Raw genomic sequence first — 17,035 nt, 5'->3', positions numbered from 1 at the left:
CACTCTGCGGCGGCGGCGGACAAGGCGACGCACTCATCATCCGCGTCCCCAAGGCTTGAGTGTCTAAATACACCTGAACGAGCGCTCTCGCTCTGCGACGCCCCGTGGTTTTGCTCACACAACTACGGGGCGTCGTAGTTGTTCGGGCACAATGGCCTCATGGCGAACATCTTTGACGTATCCACTCCCGCGAAACGCTTCCGTCTGGTGGCGTGGTGGGAAGCTGTGACCTGGGCGGCCTTGCTGGTTGCCATGTTCTTCAAGTGGGTCCTCGGACACGAAGAAGCGATTCGCATCCCCGGAATGGTCCACGGCACCGCGGGCTTCCTGGTGTTCATCGTTGTTGCTCTGCTGACTGCGTGGTCGCTCAAGTGGGATATCAAGACCACGATCCTTGCGCTGATCTCGAGCGTTCCCCCGTTCGGCACCGTCATATTCGAACGCTGGGCAGTGCGAAACGGCAAGCTCGGCGAGCTGTCCACGGAGTTCGAGGCGTCCAAGGGCAACGCGGCGCTCGTCTGAGTGCTGCATCCCTCTACGTAGCTTCGCGCAACTCGTGACAAACTGGGAGTCGTGACTCGACCAGGTTCCAGGCCCCCCGCGCGTTCGTCCGCAGTTGCTGCCGCCATGAGCGGCGCAGTCGACTTGTCCGCCTTCAAAGAGCGGGCCACGGCCCCACCACCGCCGCGTAACACCAGCGGCGACGGGGCCGTTTCTGCTGTCTCCGAGGCAGTGATCGAGGTGACCGAGGAGAACTTCGAAAGCGAAGTCCTGCTGAAGTCGAGCCAGGTGCCGGTCATCGTCAACATCGGTGGCCGCGCATACGAGCCCTCGGTCGTGTTCACCGAAGTTCTCGAATCATTGGCGGCGCGCGCCGGCGGCAAGTGGATTCTTGCCAACGTCGACGTCGACGTGAGTCCTCGCATCGCGCAGGCATTCGGTGTCCAGTCGGTGCCGACGGTTGTTGCCGTCGCAGCTGGTCAGCCGTTGGCCGATTTTCAGGGCGCTCAGCCAGAGGCGCAGCTCAGCCAGTGGTTCGACGCAGTGCTCCAAGCTGTCGAGGGCAAGTTGAGTGGGCCGGTGTCCGACGGGGACGAACCGGTGGAGGAGGTCGAGGATCCACGCTTCGTGGCCGCTGAAACCGCGCTGGACGGGGGCGATCTCGACGCCGCCATCGCTGCGTACCAGATGATTCTCGACGCCGAACCCAACAATGCGGAGGCCAAGAGCGCTGTCCGCCAGGTGAAGTTCATGGCCCGGGTTCAGGGCGTCGATCCCGAGTCGATCGCGGCCGCGGATGCTGATCCGTCCAATCTCGAACTGCAGTTCGCTGCGGCCGACCTGGAAATGTTCGCCCAGCAACCCGAGGCGGCGTTCGCGCGCTTGATCTCGGTGGTTTCGCGAACCGCCGGCGACGACAAGGCCGCAGCGCGGACGCGCCTGCTCGAGCTGTTCGAACTGTTCGACCCGGCAGAACCGATCGTCATCGCGGCCCGACGTAAGTTGGCTTCCGCTCTCTACTGACGTGTGGACCGGCAGCCGCTACTCCGTGTAGCGGCTGTCGCACACTTCCCGGCCACCCAGTACGCCGGTCCGGAACGCGTCTACGCGTGCAAACCCGCTCGGCACCGTCTCACCGTTGACGTCACTGGCAGCAAGGCCGTCGGTCAGCAGCCCCGATACGGCTTCGTCGAGGTCACCAGGGGAGAGTGTGACCTGAGCCCCGGACGCCGCGGCGTTGGTGGGACTGAGCGCTGCGGTGATGACGCCGGACAGGCAGGCGGCGCGCAAGGCAGTCTGCGGAGTGTCGAGCGATTGGCCGTTCTCCTTCTGCATCGCGAGGGTGTACCGCGACGCGAGCAGGACGTAGGCGTTGTAGTCACCGGTGATGTTGGTCTGGATCAACTCGCGCCGTCCGACGCGACCCGGCGTGCCGCGCTCGGCCAGGTCGTCGACGCTGATTCCGATGGTGTTCGTCGACGGGCAGTACGAGACGGGCTCGGTCGCAACGGCGTCGCTGCACCCGGTGTCTGCGCCGGTGAACACGACCTTCGGCGGCTCGGGTAGATCGAAGATCGCTTGGAATGTCTTCACGAACTCGTCGAGCGTTGCCTCGGTGACAGGCAGTTCTCCGGAGTCGTTGCCTTCGGCGAATTGCTGCGGGAGGTCTGCGCGTCGTGACTCGATTTCGTCGGCGTCCATCTTCGCGCAGGCGCCGGCGCCGTCGGTGAAGCCGATCTGAGTGGCGGTGACGCGCTCGAACGCCGAACCATGGTGGCTCTCAGGATCATTAGGGTCTTCGTCGCGGATGGCGACCGCCGAGGCCAACACCTTGTTGAGGCCGTCGGAGGTGTTCATCGTGAAGTGTGCGGCCTTGTCCTCGGCGACGTGTCGCAAGAAGGCGCCACCGAAACAGTCGGCTTGCTGTTCTCGCACCAGGGCCGCATCTCGTTTGCCGCCGACGATCCCGGCTTTGCGTTGAACGGCGTGGCCGTACTCGTGCGCGAAGATGAAGGCGACGGCCACTTCGCCGAACTTCTCGCGTACCTCGGGCAGTAGCAGTTCGCGATCCCAACCGATGGTGTGATCGATGCTGCAGTACCCGGCGTTGATGAGTTCTTCGGTGGTCTCTTCGCAGAAGTCCGGGCTGTTCGATTCGGTGGGGTCCCACGAGATCAGCTCGTCGACCGGCTCGAAGGGCTTGTCGAACAGAGCCGGGTACTCGGCGGCCCAGTAAGTTTCGATGTCGGTGATGGCATTGGCCGCCAGGGCGTCGATGTCCCCGCCGTCGGTACCGGTGATTGCTCGGTCGGCATTGGGGGCTCCCGGGCGCAATCCGCTGGGGCCTGCTGTTGCGTCGAGTCCGGCGACGCGGAACGGATCGTGATAGATCGAGACGGCGTGCCCGTTCGTTCCGCTGGCACAACCGGCGAGCAGTGCGGCCACTGCGAACAGTGACGACGTGACAATGACTACTCGCCGGCCGACCATCAACGCTCCAGACTTATCCAAATCGCTCCAGCAGCTGGCAGCGCCACCTGTGCGGAGGCTGGCCGACCGTGCCACGAACGCGACGTTGCCGTGACCGCTCCGAGGTTCCCGACTCCGGAGCCGCCATACACCTCGGCATCGGTGTTGAGAATTTCCACCCATCGGCCGGGCTCTGGTAGCCCGACGCGGTAGCTCGAGTGCTCACTGCCCGAAAAGTTGAACAGGCAGGCGACAATCGAACCGTCAGTACCGTAACGCAGAAAACTGAGGACGTTGTTCTCGGTGTCGTTGGCGTCGATCCAGGAGTATCCGCCGGGGGAGGTGTCGAGGGTCCACATCGCCGGATGGCGTCGGTACGCGGAGTTGAGATCTCCGACCAGTCGCTGGACGCCGCGGTGGAGAGTGCCGGTGTACTGATCGTCGAGTTGCCACCAGTCGAGGCCGCGTTCTTCGGACCATTCCGCGCTCTGACCGAACTCCTGTCCCATGAACAGCAGTTGCTTGCCCGGATGCGCCCACATGTACGCAAGCAGTGAGCGTAGGCCGGACGCCTTGGCGAAGTCGTTGCCGGGCATCCGGGTCCACAGAGTTCCCTTGCCGTGCACCACTTCGTCATGGCTGATCGGTAGCAGGTAGTTCTCACTCCACGCGTACATCAGCGAGAAAGTGATCTCGTGATGGTGGTAAGTCCGGTGCACCGGGTCGTGACCGAGGAATCCGAGGGTGTCGTGCATCCACCCCATGTTCCATTTCATGTTGAACCCGAGGCCACCGACATTGGTCGCCCGAGTGACTCCGGGCCACGCCGTCGACTCCTCGGCGACGGTGACGACTCCTCGGTGGTTCTTGTGGACGGTGGCGTTCATCTCCTGCAGGAACGCAACAGCTTCGAGATTCTCGCGGCCACCGTGAATGTTGGGAGTCCATCCACCTTCCGGACGTGAGTAGTCCAGGTACAGCATCGATGCGACGGCGTCGACGCGCAGTCCGTCGATGTGGAACTCCTCGAGCCAGAAGAGCGCGTTGGCGACGAGGAAGTTCCGGACCTCGCGGCGACCGAAGTCGAATACGTATGTGCCCCAGTCCAACTGCTCGCCGCGACGCGGATCGGCGTGCTCGTACAACGGCGTTCCGTCGAAACGGGCAAGCGCCCATTCGTCTTTGGGGAAGTGCGCAGGCACCCAGTCGACGATGACGCCTATCCCTGCGGCATGCAGGTGGTCGACGAACCACCGGAAGTCATCCGGGGTGCCGAAGCGGGAGGTCGGTGCGTAGTACGAGGTGACCTGGTACCCCCACGATCCACCGAACGGATGCTCGGAGACGGGCAGCAGTTCGACGTGGGTGAATCCGGTTTCGGTGACGTATACGGCGAGTTGCTCGGCCATCTGCCGGTAGTCGAGTCCCGGACGCCACGATCCGAGGTGCACCTCGTACACGCTCATCGGGGACTGCGAAGGGTCGACACCAGCGCGGGTTTCCAGCCAGGCCGCGTCGTTCCATTCGTGCGAACTGGTGGTCACTCGCGACGCCGTCGCCGGCGGTACCTCGGTACCGAATGCCATGGGATCGGCCTTGTCGCGAACCGAGCCGTCGTGGCCGTGGACCCGGAACTTGTACAGCGAACCGACTGCGATGTCGGGCAGGAAGAGTTCCCAGACCCCGGTGGAGCCGAGGACTCGCATGGGGGCGAATTGCCCACTCCACCCGTCGAAGTCGCCGACGACGGTCACGCCGCGGGCGGCCGGAGCCCAGACGGCGAACGAGGTGCCGTCGACGGGTCCGTCCGGTGTCTCGTACGAACGCGGATGTGCGCCGAGGATGTCCCACAGTCGTTCGTGCCGACCTTCGCCGAACAGGTGAAGGTCGAGTTCACCGAGAGTCGGCAGGAATCGGTAAGGGTCGGCTGCGAGAACCGTGTGGCCACCCGGGTACGTCACGGAATAGCGATAGTCGATCAGGTCTGGGTAGGGGGCCAGGGCCGCGAAGATCCCGTTCGAAACATGTTCGAGAGGAAAGGTTTTGCCGCCGATGACGGCGCTGACGGACTCGGCGTTGGGACGCAACGCTCGAAGAACGGTGCCGTCGGCGTGGGGATGGGCGCCGAGGACACTGTGCGGATCGTGATGTTCACCGCGCGCCAACAGTTCCAGATCGTGATTGTCCGGCGCGATACCCGAAGGGGACTTTTCGGTTGGCATCACTTGCCTCCACCTGCGCGGTGCGCATTGCGAGCTTGGTAGGCCAGAGAGATCCGGGCCGGATACGGAACGGGTGGGAGCGCGAGGATGTGCGCCACCGAACGCCAGGGCTCGAGGCGGACGAAATTGGCCTGGCCCCAATTGAACTGCTCACCGGTAACCTCGTCGAGCACGGTCATGTGGTCGTGCCATTCGCGGCCGAGCGCCGGCATGTCCAACCAGACGGTGCCCTCTTCTGCCGCGAACGGGTTGAGGTTGATCACCGTCAGGACGGCGTCGCCGGTCGAGGCGTCGAACTTCGAGTAGGCGATCAACGCGTCGTTGTCGATGTGGTGAAAGTGCAGGTTCCGCAACTGCTGCAGGGCCGGGTGTGCACGCCGGATGCGGTTGAGAGCGGTGATCCACGGCTCGAGAGATTCGCCTCGCGCGGCTGCTTCGGCGAAACGGCGCGGCCGAAGTTCGTACTTCTCGGAGTCGAGGTATTCCTCGCTGCCGGGGCGAACGGCTTGATGTTCGTAGAGTTCGTAACCGGAGTAGACGCCCCACGTCGGCGCCAGGGTGGCGGCGAGAGCTGCTCGCAGTGCAAACATTCCGGGCCCACCGTGCTGGAGGGACTCGTGCAGGATGTCCGGTGTGTTCACGAAAAGGTTCGGTCGGGCTTCGTCGGCCTTTGCCGCCAGCTCGTTACCGAATTCGGTGAGCTCCCACTTCGCAACTCGCCAGGTGAAGTACGTGTACGACTGCGTGAACCCGCGCCTGGCAAGGCCGTACATGCGCGCCGGACGAGTGAAAGCCTCGGCGAGGAACAAGACGTCGGGGTCGGTTTTCTTGACTTCCGAGATGAGTGTCTCCCAGAAGTTGGGCGGCTTGGTGTGCGGGTTGTCGACACGAAAGATCTTGACTCCGGCGTTGATCCAGTGGCGGACCACGCGCAGGATTTCCTTGTCCAGACCGCGAGGATCGGTGTCGAAGTTGATCGGGTAGATGTCCTGATACTTCTTGGGCGGGTTCTCGGCGTAGGCGATGGTGCCGTCGGGAAGGACGTTGAACCACTCCGGATGCTTCTGAGCCCATGGATGATCCGGGGCGCACTGCAGCGCGAGATCCAGTGCCACTTCGAGATCCAGCTTGCGGGCCGCAGCGACGAAGGCCTTGAAGTCCTTGAGCGTGCCGAGTTGCGGGTGAACGGCGTCGTGCCCGCCGTCGGCAGAGCCGATCGCCCACGGCGAACCAACGTCGCCGGGTTCGGGGGTGAGGGTGTTGTTGCGACCCTTGCGGTTGATCTCGCCGATGGGATGGATCGGCGGAAGGTAGACGACGTCGAAACCCATTGCGGCGATGCGGGGCAGGTCTTCGGCAGAGGTACGGAACGTGCCGTGCTGCGGTACTCCGTTCTCGTCCCATCCACCGGTCGAACGGGGGAAGAACTCGTACCAGGAGCCGAACAGCGCACGGCTGCGATCGACGACGACAGGGTGGGACTCGCCCTTGGTGACCAGTTCGCGAAGTGGAGTAGCGCGGAGCAGTTCGGCGACGTCGGAGGCGAAGGCCGGAGCGACGCGAGCAGTCAGCGCCTGATCGCTGCGCAGCGACGCCGTGACGGCCTCGAGCCTGGACCTGTTGCCCCGCGGCACTTCGTGCGCGGCCTTTTCGAACAGGCGCGCACCGATTTCCAGGTCGTTGGCCAATTCGGCCGCCCCTTGCCCGACGGCGAGCTTTGCTTCCACGGCGTGCTTCCAGGTGGCGATGGGATCGCTCCACGCCTCGATCCGGAACGACCACATACCTTCGGCGGACGGCGTGAACACCGCGTCGACGGTGTCCGGTTCGGTCCCGGGATCCATCGGAATGCGCAGCGGCTTGGTACCGCGCGGACCACGCACGACAAGAGTGGCGGAAATGGCGTCGTGGCCTTCTCTCCACACGGTGGCGTGCACCGGGAAGACTTCACCGACCACGGCCTTTGCCGGATAGTTACCCGAGATCTCGGGTACCACGTCGTCGATACCGAGGCGTCCTGACACGGGAAGCTCCATTTCTGATGATGGATCGCGGTAAAACTTTCTTTCGCCGGGTCCAACCGTAGTGGGTGCGGCGCTGGAGTGCTGATAACGGCGAAGCCGCCAGGCTGATAACGACGAATTCGGGTCTGTCGGTGGTCAGGTCGGCTCGGGCGTTCGGTTCCACCGGACAGAGTGCAAGGAACTCGACTAGGGTTCGCGGGGTGAAAGCCTTGCGTCGGTTCACTGTCCGAGCCCACATTCCGGAGCGCCTCGCCGCGCTCGGCCCCCTGTCCACCAACCTTCGGTGGTCGTGGCATCCCGAGACACAGGATCTGTTCTCGCGACTCGACCCCGAACTCTGGCAAGCAGTCCAGTTCGATCCGGTCCGCATGCTCGGGGAAGTCAACCCCACCCGTCTCGACGAACTCAGCAGTGACGAGGCATTTCTCGGTGACCTCGACACTGCAGCAGCCGATCTCGATGCCTATCTGAGCACGCCGCGCTGGTATCAGTCCCAGCAGGCCAAGGGCACATCGTTGGCCGGCGGAATTGCGTACTTCTCCATGGAGTTCGGAGTCAGCGAAGTTCTGCCCAACTACTCCGGCGGATTGGGCATCCTCGCGGGCGATCACCTCAAGGCCGCGTCCGACCTCGGGCTGCCGCTTATCGGCGTCGGACTGCTCTACCGATCCGGCTACTTCCGCCAGTCGCTGACCGCCGACGGTTGGCAGGCCGAGCACTACCCGCCGCACGACCCTCAAGGGTTGCCTCTTCGTTTGCTGACGGACGCAGGCCCGACTTCCGACGACGGATCACCGGTTGTCATTCACGTCGCCATGCCCGGTGGACGAGTGCTGCGTGCGCGAGTGTGGATCGCTCAGGTCGGACGAGTGCCGTTGCTGCTGCTCGATTCCGACATCTCCGAGAACGACGCGGATCTGCGCGGCGTCACTGACCGTCTTTACGGTGGGGACCAGGATCACCGCATCAAGCAGGAGATCCTCGCAGGTATCGGCGGCGTCCGCGCGGTGCGTGCCTACACCGCGGCGTACGGATTGCCCGATCCCGAGGTTTTCCACATGAACGAGGGGCATGCCGGATTCCTCGGCATCGAACGGATTCGGGAACTTGTGACCACCAGCGGTCTGGACTTCGATTCGGCTCTGGCCGCGGTCCGCGCCGGAACGGTCTTCACGACGCATACTCCGGTTCCCGCCGGAATCGACCGCTTCCCGGCGGATCTGGTCCGTCACTACTTCGGCGGAGCGAACGGCGAGAACGAATCGAGTTTGCTTCCTGGACTGACCGTCGACCGCATCGTCGGGATGGGGCGCGAATCCGATCCGTCGATCTTCAACATGGCGCACATGGGTCTTCGCCTGGGCCAGCGAGCCAATGGCGTCTCGAAGTTGCACGGCATCGTCAGTCGCGACATGTTCAACGGACTCTGGCCGGGATTCGACGCCGACGAGGTGCCGATCGGATCGGTCACCAACGGTGTCCACGCTCCGACGTGGGCTGCGCCGGAGTGGATGGACGTGGCCAGGCGGATCGTGGGGCAGGAGCAACTCGAAGAAGCGCGAGGTTGGGAGCGCCTACACGAGTTGTCGGCCACCGAACTGTGGGAAACACGTAATGCGTTGCGCGGCAAGTTGGTCGACGAAGTCCGTCGTCGCGTCCGAGCGTCGTGGCTCGAACGCGGCGCGACCGAAGCTGAACTCGGCTGGACCACTGGAGTTTTCGATCCCAACGTCTTGACAGTCGGATTCGCCAGGCGCGTGCCTACGTACAAGCGGTTGACGCTGATGCTGCGTGATCCCGAGCGTCTGCGTGCGATGTTGCTCGACGACAAGCGTCCGGTGCAGTTGGTGGTGGCCGGTAAGTCGCACCCCGCCGACGACGGCGGTAAGGCACTCATCCAGCAGGTCGTACGGTTCGCCGACGAAGCGGATGTGCGTCACCGCATCGTCTTCCTGCCCGACTACGACATGTCGATGGCCCGGTACCTCTACTGGGGCTGCGACGTGTGGCTCAACAACCCACTTCGCCCACTCGAGGCGTGCGGCACTTCCGGCATGAAGTCCGCGCTCAACGGTGGACTCAACCTCTCCATTCGCGACGGATGGTGGGACGAGATGTACGACGGCGAGAACGGGTGGGCCATTCCGACGGCCGACGGTGTTCTCGACGACGTGCGGCGTGACGATCTGGAAGCCAGCGCGCTCTACGAACTTCTCGAGCACGCGGTACTGCCGACGTTCTACGACCGTGATGCAGCCGATCTGCCGACACGCTGGGTCGAGAGGGTTCGCCACACCCTCGAGAATCTGGGCCCGAAGGTGTTGGCATCACGCATGGTTCGTGACTACGCCGTCGACTACTACGCCCCTTCGGCGGAATCAGCTCGAGCGGTAGTGGCGGACGATTTTGCCGGCGCGCGTGAGGTGGCCGAGTTCCGTCGTCGCATCGAATCGCAGTGGCCGTCGGTCGCCGTCGAGCAGGTGGACGGTTCCGGCTTGCCGGACACTCCGGAGATCGGTGCGACCATCTCGTTGAAGGCCAAGGTCCGCCTCGGCGGCTTGTCGGTCTCGGATGTCCAGGTCCAGGCAGTCCTGGGACGCGTCAGTCCGGGCGAGGAACTCACCGACGTGGTGACGTTCCCGATGACACACTTCGGCGCCGAGGAAGGAACCGAGATCTTCGAAGCCGAGGTTGCGCTTCCGGTCTCCGGTTCCGTGGGATACACCGTGCGGGTGCTGCCGCATCACCGGTTGTTGGTCGATGCGTCCGAACTCGGGTTGGTGACCACTCCGAGCGTCTGACGTATTGCATTCTGCCCCGGTCCGTTCGGTCGGTACCGGGGCAGAATTGTGTCCGCGTGAGAACTGGCTCAGGGACGTGAGTCGCGGATGCGGGTGAGCGCCTTGCGGACGACTTCGGGGTTGGTCGTCTCCCAGAAGGGCGGCAGCGATGCGCGAAGGTAACCCGCGTATCTCGCCGTGGCCAGACGCGGATCGAGCACGGCCACCACGCCCTTGTCGTCGGTGCTGCGAAGCAGGCGACCCACGCCCTGTGCCAGGAGCAGCGCCGCGTGATTGGCCGAGACGCTGAGAAAGCCGTTACCGCCATGGGATTCGATGGCTTGTTGGCGAGCCATCAACAGTGGATCGTCCGGGCGCGGGAACGGAATCCGGTCCAAGATGACGAGGCTCAGCGATGGGCCAGGGACATCGACGCCCTGCCACAGGGACAACGTGCCGAACAGTGACGTGGGTTCGTCCTTGGCGAAGGCCTTGACGAGGGTGCCGGTGGCGTCGTCGCCCTGGCACAGGATCGGGGTGTCGAGGCGTTCGCGCATCGCCTCCGACGCGGCTTTGGCGGCGCGCATCGAGGAGAACAAGCCGAGGGTGCGTCCGCCGGCGGCCTCGACGAGTTCGGCGATCTCGTCGAGATAGGCCGGGGAGAGGCCGTCTCGGCCGGGCGTGGGCAGGTGGCGGGCGATGTAGATGATGCCGGCCTTGGCATGGTCGAAGGGCGACCCGACGTCGAGTGAGTTCCAGCGGAAAGCCGAAGCGTCAGAAGGTGCTTCGGTGCCGATGGCCGTACCCGAGTCAGGGCGCACCGACGATTCCGCAGGAAGGCCCCAGTTGACGGCGAGACCGTCGAACGATCCGCCGACGGTCAGCGTCGCGGAGGTGAGAACGACGGTGGATTCGGCGAACAGTCGCGAGCGCAGCAATCCACCGACGGAGAGCGGAGCCATCCGGACGGAGCGCCGAACCGATCCGCGGAACTCGTCCGAGGACAGCCAGACGACGTCCTTGCGCTTGGCCGGGTCTGGTTCGTCGAAGGCGGTGAGAATACGCACGGCACTGTCGTGGACGTCGTCGACGGACGAGAGCGCAGCGTTGCGGGCTGCAGCGGCTTCGGGGTCTGCGGCTGCCATGCCCGGTTTGGCCGGACCGATCGCGGTGCGCAGCGACCAGGCCGCATCGCGTATCGCGGCCAGTGCGGGGGCTGCCCCGTCCGGGAGGCCTTCCCATCGACCTGGACGCAATTCCTCGAGGAGTCCCGCCCAACCCTCGCCGGCAGCTTCGAGTCGGTCGGCGTCCTGCTCTTCGGCGATCTTGCCGCAACGCCTGGCCGCGGCACTGATCGACGAAGCTGTGAGATCGGCCGTGGCAACGCCGGTGACGCGGTCGACCAACTCGTGGGCTTCGTCGATCACCACGACGTCATGGTCAGGGAGGATCTGGATGCCGGTGATGGCGTCGATAGCGAGCAGTGCGTGGTTGGTGACGACGACGTCGGCCTTAGACGCCTCGACGCGGGCGCGCTCGGCGAAGCAGTCCTCACCGACCGGGCACTGGTTCTTTCCGATGCACTCGCGGGAGGTGACGCTGACCTGCCGCCACGCCTGATCGGATACGCCCGGTACCAATTCGTCACGATCACCGGTTTCGGTGTCGGAGGACCATTCGGTGAGGCGGACGACCTCCCGGCCGAGACGCGAGACCGTGAACGGATCGAACAACTCGTCCTCGGGTGGCTGTTCGGACGCGCCGGTGTGGATCTTGTTCATGCACAGGTAGTTGTTGCGGCCCTTGAGGATTGCGAACTCGGCGCGCCGGCCGAGTGGCTTCTTCAGTGCATCGGCCAGCCGTGGCAGATCTCGATCGACGAGCTGGCGCTGAAGCGCGATGGTGGCGGTGGACACGACCACAGTGCGCCCAGACTCGACCGCATGGCGCAGGCTCGGAACGAGGTAGGCGAGTGACTTACCGGTACCGGTGCCGGCCTGGACGGCCAGATGCTCGCCCGTGTCGATCGAGTGCGCCACGGCCGACGCCATCGTCAGCTGACTGGTTCGTTCGGCACCGCCGAGCGACCGCACCGCTGTCTGGAGCAGTTCGGGAACGTTCGGGAGTTGATCGGCCACCCACGAAGGTTAATGGATCCCTACGTCAGAAACGTCCACGGATGATTCCCGGGGTAGTTCCCCGGCATTCGAGTCTTCTTCCGACGACGCCTCGTCTCGCCCGATCAGCTGCACTCCCGCCTCCTGCATCTGTACCAATGCCGACTCGATCGTGGCAGTCGACACACCTGCGGTGAAGGGGAGAAGGACCGTCGTGGCGAATCCCGCGCGCGCCGCGTCGATGGCCGTGGCCTTGACACAGTGATCTGTGGCAATGCCGATCACGTCGACGTCGGTGATCTTGTGGGCGCGGAGCCAGTCCTCGAGCGTCGTGCCGTCCACGGCTGCTCCTTCGAAACCGGAATAGGCCGCGCTGTAGGCGCCCTTGGAGAAGATCGCCGAACCGGCGACGGAAGCGTCGAACGCCGGGTGGAACTCGGCGCCGGCCGTCCCGACGACGCAGTGAATCGGCCAACTGTCGACGAAGTCTGGGGTCTCGGAGAAATGCGCCCCAGGATCGATGTGGAAATCGCGAGTCGCGACTACGGCGTCGTACTCGTGGGAGTTGACGAAATCGTTGACGGCCGCCGCAACCGCAGCGCCGCCGTCGACCGCGAGAGCGCCACCTTCACAGAAATCGTTCTGAACGTCGACGACGATCAGTGCTTTTGCACTCACTGGTGCTCACCTCCGGAGAATCGAACGGGCACAGCCGAGTCTCCGCGCGAGAGCTTGAGTCCTTCCCACGGCAGGCTCACGAGCCCGGCCTTCAGAACTGCGCGGCTCTCTTCGAGCGTCGGTGCGCTCTCGACGACCTTGCCTTCGCGAACCAACGGGATCAGCAGTTCGGTCGCGCCGTCCGCCTCGGAAACCGGAGCGGGCGAGCCGGCAGGGTAGATGACTTCTTCGACGATCGTTCCGGTCGGGCGAACCACGCGCAGTGCCTTCTTGGCGCCGCCGCGAGATGCCTTGTTGGTGCTTCTCTTCTCGACCGCGATTCCGTCGACCTCGACCAGCTTGTAAACCATGCCTGCGGTGGGTGCGCCTGATCCGGTGACCAGTGAAGTACCGACGCCGTACGAGTCGACGGGTTCGGCGCGCAGAGCCGCGATCGCGTACTCGTCCAGGTCGCCGGAGACGACGATGCGTGTCTTGGTAGCACCGAGATCGTCGAGTTGTTGGCGTACCTGACGAGCAAGAACGCCAAGATCGCCGGAGTCGATGCGAACCCCGCCCAGCTCGGGACCGGCAACGGCGACAGCCGTTTTCACACCCTCGGTGATGTCGTAGGTATCGACGAGCAACGTGGTGGATACGCCGAGTGCCGCGACCTGACCGCGGAATGCCGCTGCCTCGTCCGGACCGTCTTCGGTGGTGTGCAGGAGAGTGAAGGCGTGTGCACTGGTACCCGCGCTGGGTACGTCGTGACGCCGCGCGGCTTCGAGGTTGGAGGTGGCGTCGAAGCCGGCGAGATACGCGGCACGTGAAGCGGCGACGGCGGCCTGTTCGTGTGTGCGACGCGAGCCCATCTCGATCATCCGTCGACCGCCCGCTGCGCTCACCATGCGGGCTGCGGCCGAAGCGATCGCGCTGTCGTGGTTGAGGATCGAGAGAATCAAGGTTTCGAGGATGACGCACTCGGCGAACGTTCCGCGGACCGAGAGGATCGGTGAGCCGGGGAAGTAGAAGTCGCCCTCGCGGTAGCCGTCGATGTCACCGGTGAATCGATAGTTGCGCAGCCACTCGACGGTCGTGTCGTCGAGGAATCTCGCAACGATCGCCAGTTCCGGTTCACCGAACCGGAACTGCTCGAGTGCGTCGAGAAGGCGTTCGGTACCGGCGACGACGCCGTAGCGACGACCGTCTGGCAGCCGCCGTGCGAATACCTCGAAACTGCAGTTGCGGAAGGCAGATCCGTCGGCGAGAGCCGCCGAGAGCATGGTCAGTTCGTACTGATCGGTGAGCAGTGCGGTGCTGGCACCGGCGTCGCGGATGTCGGAAATTTGCGTAGGCACGCACACAACTCTATGCGCGAGACGACGTGGGTGGGTGTTGTCGCCTCTCGTCGCGCCGTACCCTGGATACATGGTTTTCGGCGGCGCGACCGTGTCCGGCACTTACTCGGCGAACGTAACGATGAGAGGCGCTACGGCTTCCTCTCCTCAAGCCACGCCCGAGCAGTCGGAGGCTGTTGCGACCATCGAAGCCGCAGATCGGCCATGGGTGACCATCGTCTGGGACGACCCGGTCAATCTCATGCATTACGTGACTTACGTGTTCCAGAAGTTGTTCGGTTACAGCAAAGCCAAGGCCACCGACCTGATGATGCAGGTCCATTCGGAGGGCAAGGCCGTGGTCTCGAGCGGTTCGCGCGACAAGATGGAGGCCGATGTTCGTCGCCTCCACGCTGCCGGTCTATGGGCCACGATGCAACGCGACGACACCTGAGAAAAGCACTTTTTCGACCGATTTGTTCGCCTAACTCGTAGACGGGAGTCCGACGCGTGCGGACGTGGAGTAGGAAGAGTTCACTCGGCGGAGTGAAGTTCAAGTCCGAGATGGACGGCCACGAGGCGGCGGTTCTGCGCTCGCTCGTGGAGTCGGTGACCGGGCTTCTCGACGAGCGCGCGTCTTCGGCGCCGCAAGACGAGCTCGCTGCCCTGACGGGCCTTCGTACCGGAAACTCGGAGACGCCCGACAATCCGGTGTTGGCGCGTTTGCTTCCCGACTTCCAGCGCACCGATCCGGACAAGGTCGCTCCGGACAGTGACGATCTCGACGACGCCGGCGCCAATGTCAACGGCGCGCTGCGTAGTTTGCACGAACCCGAGATCATCGACGCCAAGCGTGAGTCCGCTCGCATGTTGTTGGCTTCGCTTCCGGAGGCCGGCGGCAAGGTCGTTCTCACGCAGGAACAGGCCGATGCGTGGCTGTCCTCGCTCAACGACGTCCGTCTCGCGCTCGGAACCAATCTCGGCATCGACGCCGACACCCCGGAGAGCCTCGAACCCGACGACCCGCGCGCCCCGCATCTCGACGTCTATCACTGGTTGACGTGGATGCAGGACTCCCTCGTCCAGGCGCTCATGCCATGACCACGACGCGGACCGGGCCCACTGATTCACTGACAGATGTCGCCGGCCTCGCTGTCGGTCATCACCACAAGCTCGACGAGGGAGCCACTCTCGGAAGCGGCGCAGCCACCGGCTGCACGGTCGTGCTCGCGTCGGCCGGTGTGGATGCCGGAGTCGACGTCCGCGGCGGCGGTCCGGGTACCCGCGAGACCGACCTACTCGACCCGAGCCATTCGGTCCAGCAGGTCAATGCCGTGCTGTTGACCGGCGGTAGTGCCTACGGACTTGCCGCGGCCGATGGAGTGATGCGCTGGCTCGAGGAACACGATCGCGGGATCGCGATGGGTGCTCCTGGTCAGGTGGTACCGATCGTGCCCGGCGCCGTGATCTTCGATCTGCCGGTGGGGGACTGGACCGTTCGTCCGACCGGAGACTTCGGATTCCTCGCTGCCGACACCGCTTCGCGCGAATTCGCCACGGGCACGGTCGGCGCCGGGGTAGGTGCCAGAGCCGGAGCGCTCAAGGGTGGGGTGGGAACGGCCAGCGTCGTGATCGCCGACGGCCCGGCCGAGGGTACGACGGTCTCCGCGTTGATCGTGGCGAACCCGGTGGGTTCGGTCTTCGATCCCAGAACAGGCTTGCCGTGGGGCGTCGGCTCGGACGGGGCGGAGTCGTTCGGGCTCAGGCTTCCCGACGCGTCCGAACTCGCGGCGGCCAACGCCGTTGCAGCCAAGGGAACAGTCCTCAACACCACGATCGGTGTGGTCGCCACTGACGCCGCCTTGACAAAAGCCGGGTGCCGACGCGTCGCCGTCGCAGGGCATGACGGTCTGGCTCGTGCGATTCGGCCCGCGCATTCGCCACTCGACGGCGACACGATCTTTGCGCTCGCCACCGGCGATCACACTCCGAATTCGGAGATCGCGGTTCCGGCCGCTTTCCCGAACGATCTGCCGATACTCGACGCGGTGTGTGCCGCCTCGGCGCAGGTTGTCGAACGTGCGATCGTCACAGCGATTCTCGACGCCACGTCGGTAGCCGGAATCCCGAGCTACCGCGAACTCTTTCCGTCGGCATTTCTCTAGGCAGCACTCCTGGAATCGGCGGTAATCTCGAATTGAGCCTGGTCGCGAGTGACCGAATCAGAAAACCGGATCGACGGTGGAGGACGCACACGATGACGATGGATTTCAACAATCCGGACTTCGGCACCCGGACGCCGGCACCGAAATCAGGTCCGCCCTCGGTGTGGAAGCAGTCGGCCGTGTTGGTGGGCGGCTTCGCGATCCTGCTCTACGTGATCGAGATCGTGGATGTCATCTCCGGTCAGAACGTCCAGAATGCCGGCGTCACCCCGCGCACGCTCGACGGCCTGTGGGGAATCCTGTTCGCCCCGGTCCTGCACGACGACTGGGCTCACCTGATTGCCAACACCATTCCGGTCCTGATCCTCGGGTTCCTCGTGCTGGTGTCGGGAATTGCGCGCGGACTCGCGGCGACCGGCATCATCTGGGTGATCGGCGGTGTCGGGACCTGGTTGTTCGCCGGCTCGAACTCGAATCACGTCGGTGCGTCCGTGCTGATCTTCGGCTGGGTCACCTACCTGCTGGTGCGCGGGTTCTTCACGCGGAGTTTCACACAGATCCTGATCGGCGTTGCCGTCTTCGTCGTGTACGGCGGAGTGCTGTGGGGCGTTCTCCCGAGCGATCCGCGGGTTTCCTGGCAAGGACATCTGTTCGGAGCGATCGGCGGCGTGGTGGCCGCCTGGGCGCTGACGTCGGGGGAGAGGGCCAAGCGCGCAGGGTCGGCGCCGGCCGTCCGACCACCGAGTTTCTGAACGGACGTGGG

General features: G+C 64.6%; 13 protein-coding genes. 7 read left to right on the top strand and 6 right to left on the bottom strand.

The window, feature by feature from the left end; translation table 11 throughout:
• Positions 1–159: 159 nt before the first annotated feature.
• Complete coding sequence (locus H7C86_RS22835) at positions 160–522, top strand: DUF3817 domain-containing protein (RefSeq protein WP_020908283.1); 363 nt, start codon at positions 160–162, stop codon at positions 520–522.
• A 105-nt stretch (positions 523–627) separates the two neighbouring features.
• Entirely contained in the window at positions 628–1,524 is an 897-nt protein-coding gene (locus H7C86_RS22830; protein WP_029538373.1) for a tetratricopeptide repeat protein, read from the top strand.
• Between the two features lie 18 nt (positions 1,525–1,542).
• Here the strand turns inward: H7C86_RS22830 and H7C86_RS22825 are convergent, their stop codons facing one another.
• Genes H7C86_RS22825 through H7C86_RS22815 form a run of 3 tightly spaced genes read right to left on the bottom strand, consistent with a single transcriptional unit; the run spans position 1,543 to position 7,216 of the window.
• Positions 1,543–2,991: a neutral zinc metallopeptidase gene (locus tag H7C86_RS22825; protein WP_182262290.1), complete on the bottom strand. Its 1,449-nt coding sequence runs from the start codon at positions 2,989–2,991 to the stop codon at positions 1,543–1,545.
• A complete protein-coding gene (glgB, locus tag H7C86_RS22820) occupies positions 2,991–5,192 on the bottom strand; it encodes a 1,4-alpha-glucan branching protein GlgB (protein ID WP_182262285.1) in 2,202 nt (733 codons plus the stop codon). Before glgB ends, H7C86_RS22825 begins: the two co-directional genes overlap by 1 nt.
• Entirely contained in the window at positions 5,192–7,216 is a 2,025-nt protein-coding gene (locus H7C86_RS22815; RefSeq protein ID WP_020970040.1) for an alpha-1,4-glucan--maltose-1-phosphate maltosyltransferase, read from the bottom strand. Before H7C86_RS22815 ends, glgB begins: the two co-directional genes overlap by 1 nt.
• A 200-nt stretch (positions 7,217–7,416) precedes the next feature.
• On the opposite strand from H7C86_RS22815, the gene glgP reads away from it, so the two are divergent.
• Entirely contained in the window at positions 7,417–10,017 is a 2,601-nt protein-coding gene (gene glgP, locus H7C86_RS22810) for an alpha-glucan family phosphorylase (protein WP_182262284.1), read from the top strand.
• Positions 10,018–10,085: 68 nt separating this feature from the next.
• On the opposite strand, the gene H7C86_RS22805 is transcribed toward glgP, so the two are convergent.
• The 3 genes from H7C86_RS22805 to H7C86_RS22795 are packed head-to-tail and all read right to left on the bottom strand — an operon-like array spanning position 10,086 to position 14,128.
• A complete protein-coding gene (locus H7C86_RS22805; protein WP_182262283.1) occupies positions 10,086–12,134 on the bottom strand; it encodes an ATP-dependent DNA helicase in 2,049 nt (682 codons plus the stop codon).
• A gap of 9 nt (positions 12,135–12,143) precedes the next feature.
• Positions 12,144–12,791, bottom strand: a complete 648-nt coding sequence (locus tag H7C86_RS22800; RefSeq protein WP_182262282.1) for an isochorismatase family protein — start codon at positions 12,789–12,791, stop codon at positions 12,144–12,146.
• Positions 12,788–14,128 carry a nicotinate phosphoribosyltransferase gene (locus H7C86_RS22795; RefSeq protein ID WP_029255696.1) on the bottom strand — a complete coding sequence of 447 codons (1,341 nt, stop codon included), beginning with the start codon at positions 14,126–14,128 and terminating at the stop codon, positions 12,788–12,790. Before H7C86_RS22795 ends, H7C86_RS22800 begins: the two co-directional genes overlap by 4 nt.
• A gap of 121 nt (positions 14,129–14,249) precedes the next feature.
• On the opposite strand from H7C86_RS22795, the gene clpS reads away from it, so the two are divergent.
• From clpS to H7C86_RS22775, 4 genes are all read left to right on the top strand, one after another.
• On the top strand, positions 14,250–14,561 hold the full coding sequence (gene clpS / locus H7C86_RS22790) for an ATP-dependent Clp protease adapter ClpS (RefSeq protein WP_029255695.1): 312 nt from the start codon (positions 14,250–14,252) through the stop codon (positions 14,559–14,561).
• Positions 14,562–14,617: 56 nt separating this feature from the next.
• The gene (locus H7C86_RS22785; protein ID WP_003945318.1) at positions 14,618–15,208 is read left to right on the top strand and encodes a DUF2017 domain-containing protein; all 591 of its coding nucleotides are present in this window, start codon (positions 14,618–14,620) and stop codon (positions 15,206–15,208) included.
• Positions 15,205–16,272, top strand: coding sequence for a P1 family peptidase (locus H7C86_RS22780; protein ID WP_182262281.1), 1,068 nt, complete (start codon positions 15,205–15,207; stop codon positions 16,270–16,272). The genes H7C86_RS22785 and H7C86_RS22780 overlap by 4 nt, the downstream gene beginning before the upstream one ends.
• A 92-nt stretch (positions 16,273–16,364) precedes the next feature.
• Positions 16,365–17,024, top strand: a complete 660-nt coding sequence (locus tag H7C86_RS22775; protein WP_020970033.1) for a rhomboid family intramembrane serine protease — start codon at positions 16,365–16,367, stop codon at positions 17,022–17,024.
• Positions 17,025–17,035: the final 11 nt, after the last annotated feature.

Origin of the sequence: Rhodococcus sp. UFZ-B548, from assembly GCF_903819475.1 — a bacterium.
GTDB classification, from domain to species: Bacteria; Actinomycetota; Actinomycetes; order Mycobacteriales; family Mycobacteriaceae; genus Rhodococcus_F; species Rhodococcus_F erythropolis.
This window is presented reverse-complemented; position numbering and strand designations above follow the sequence as displayed.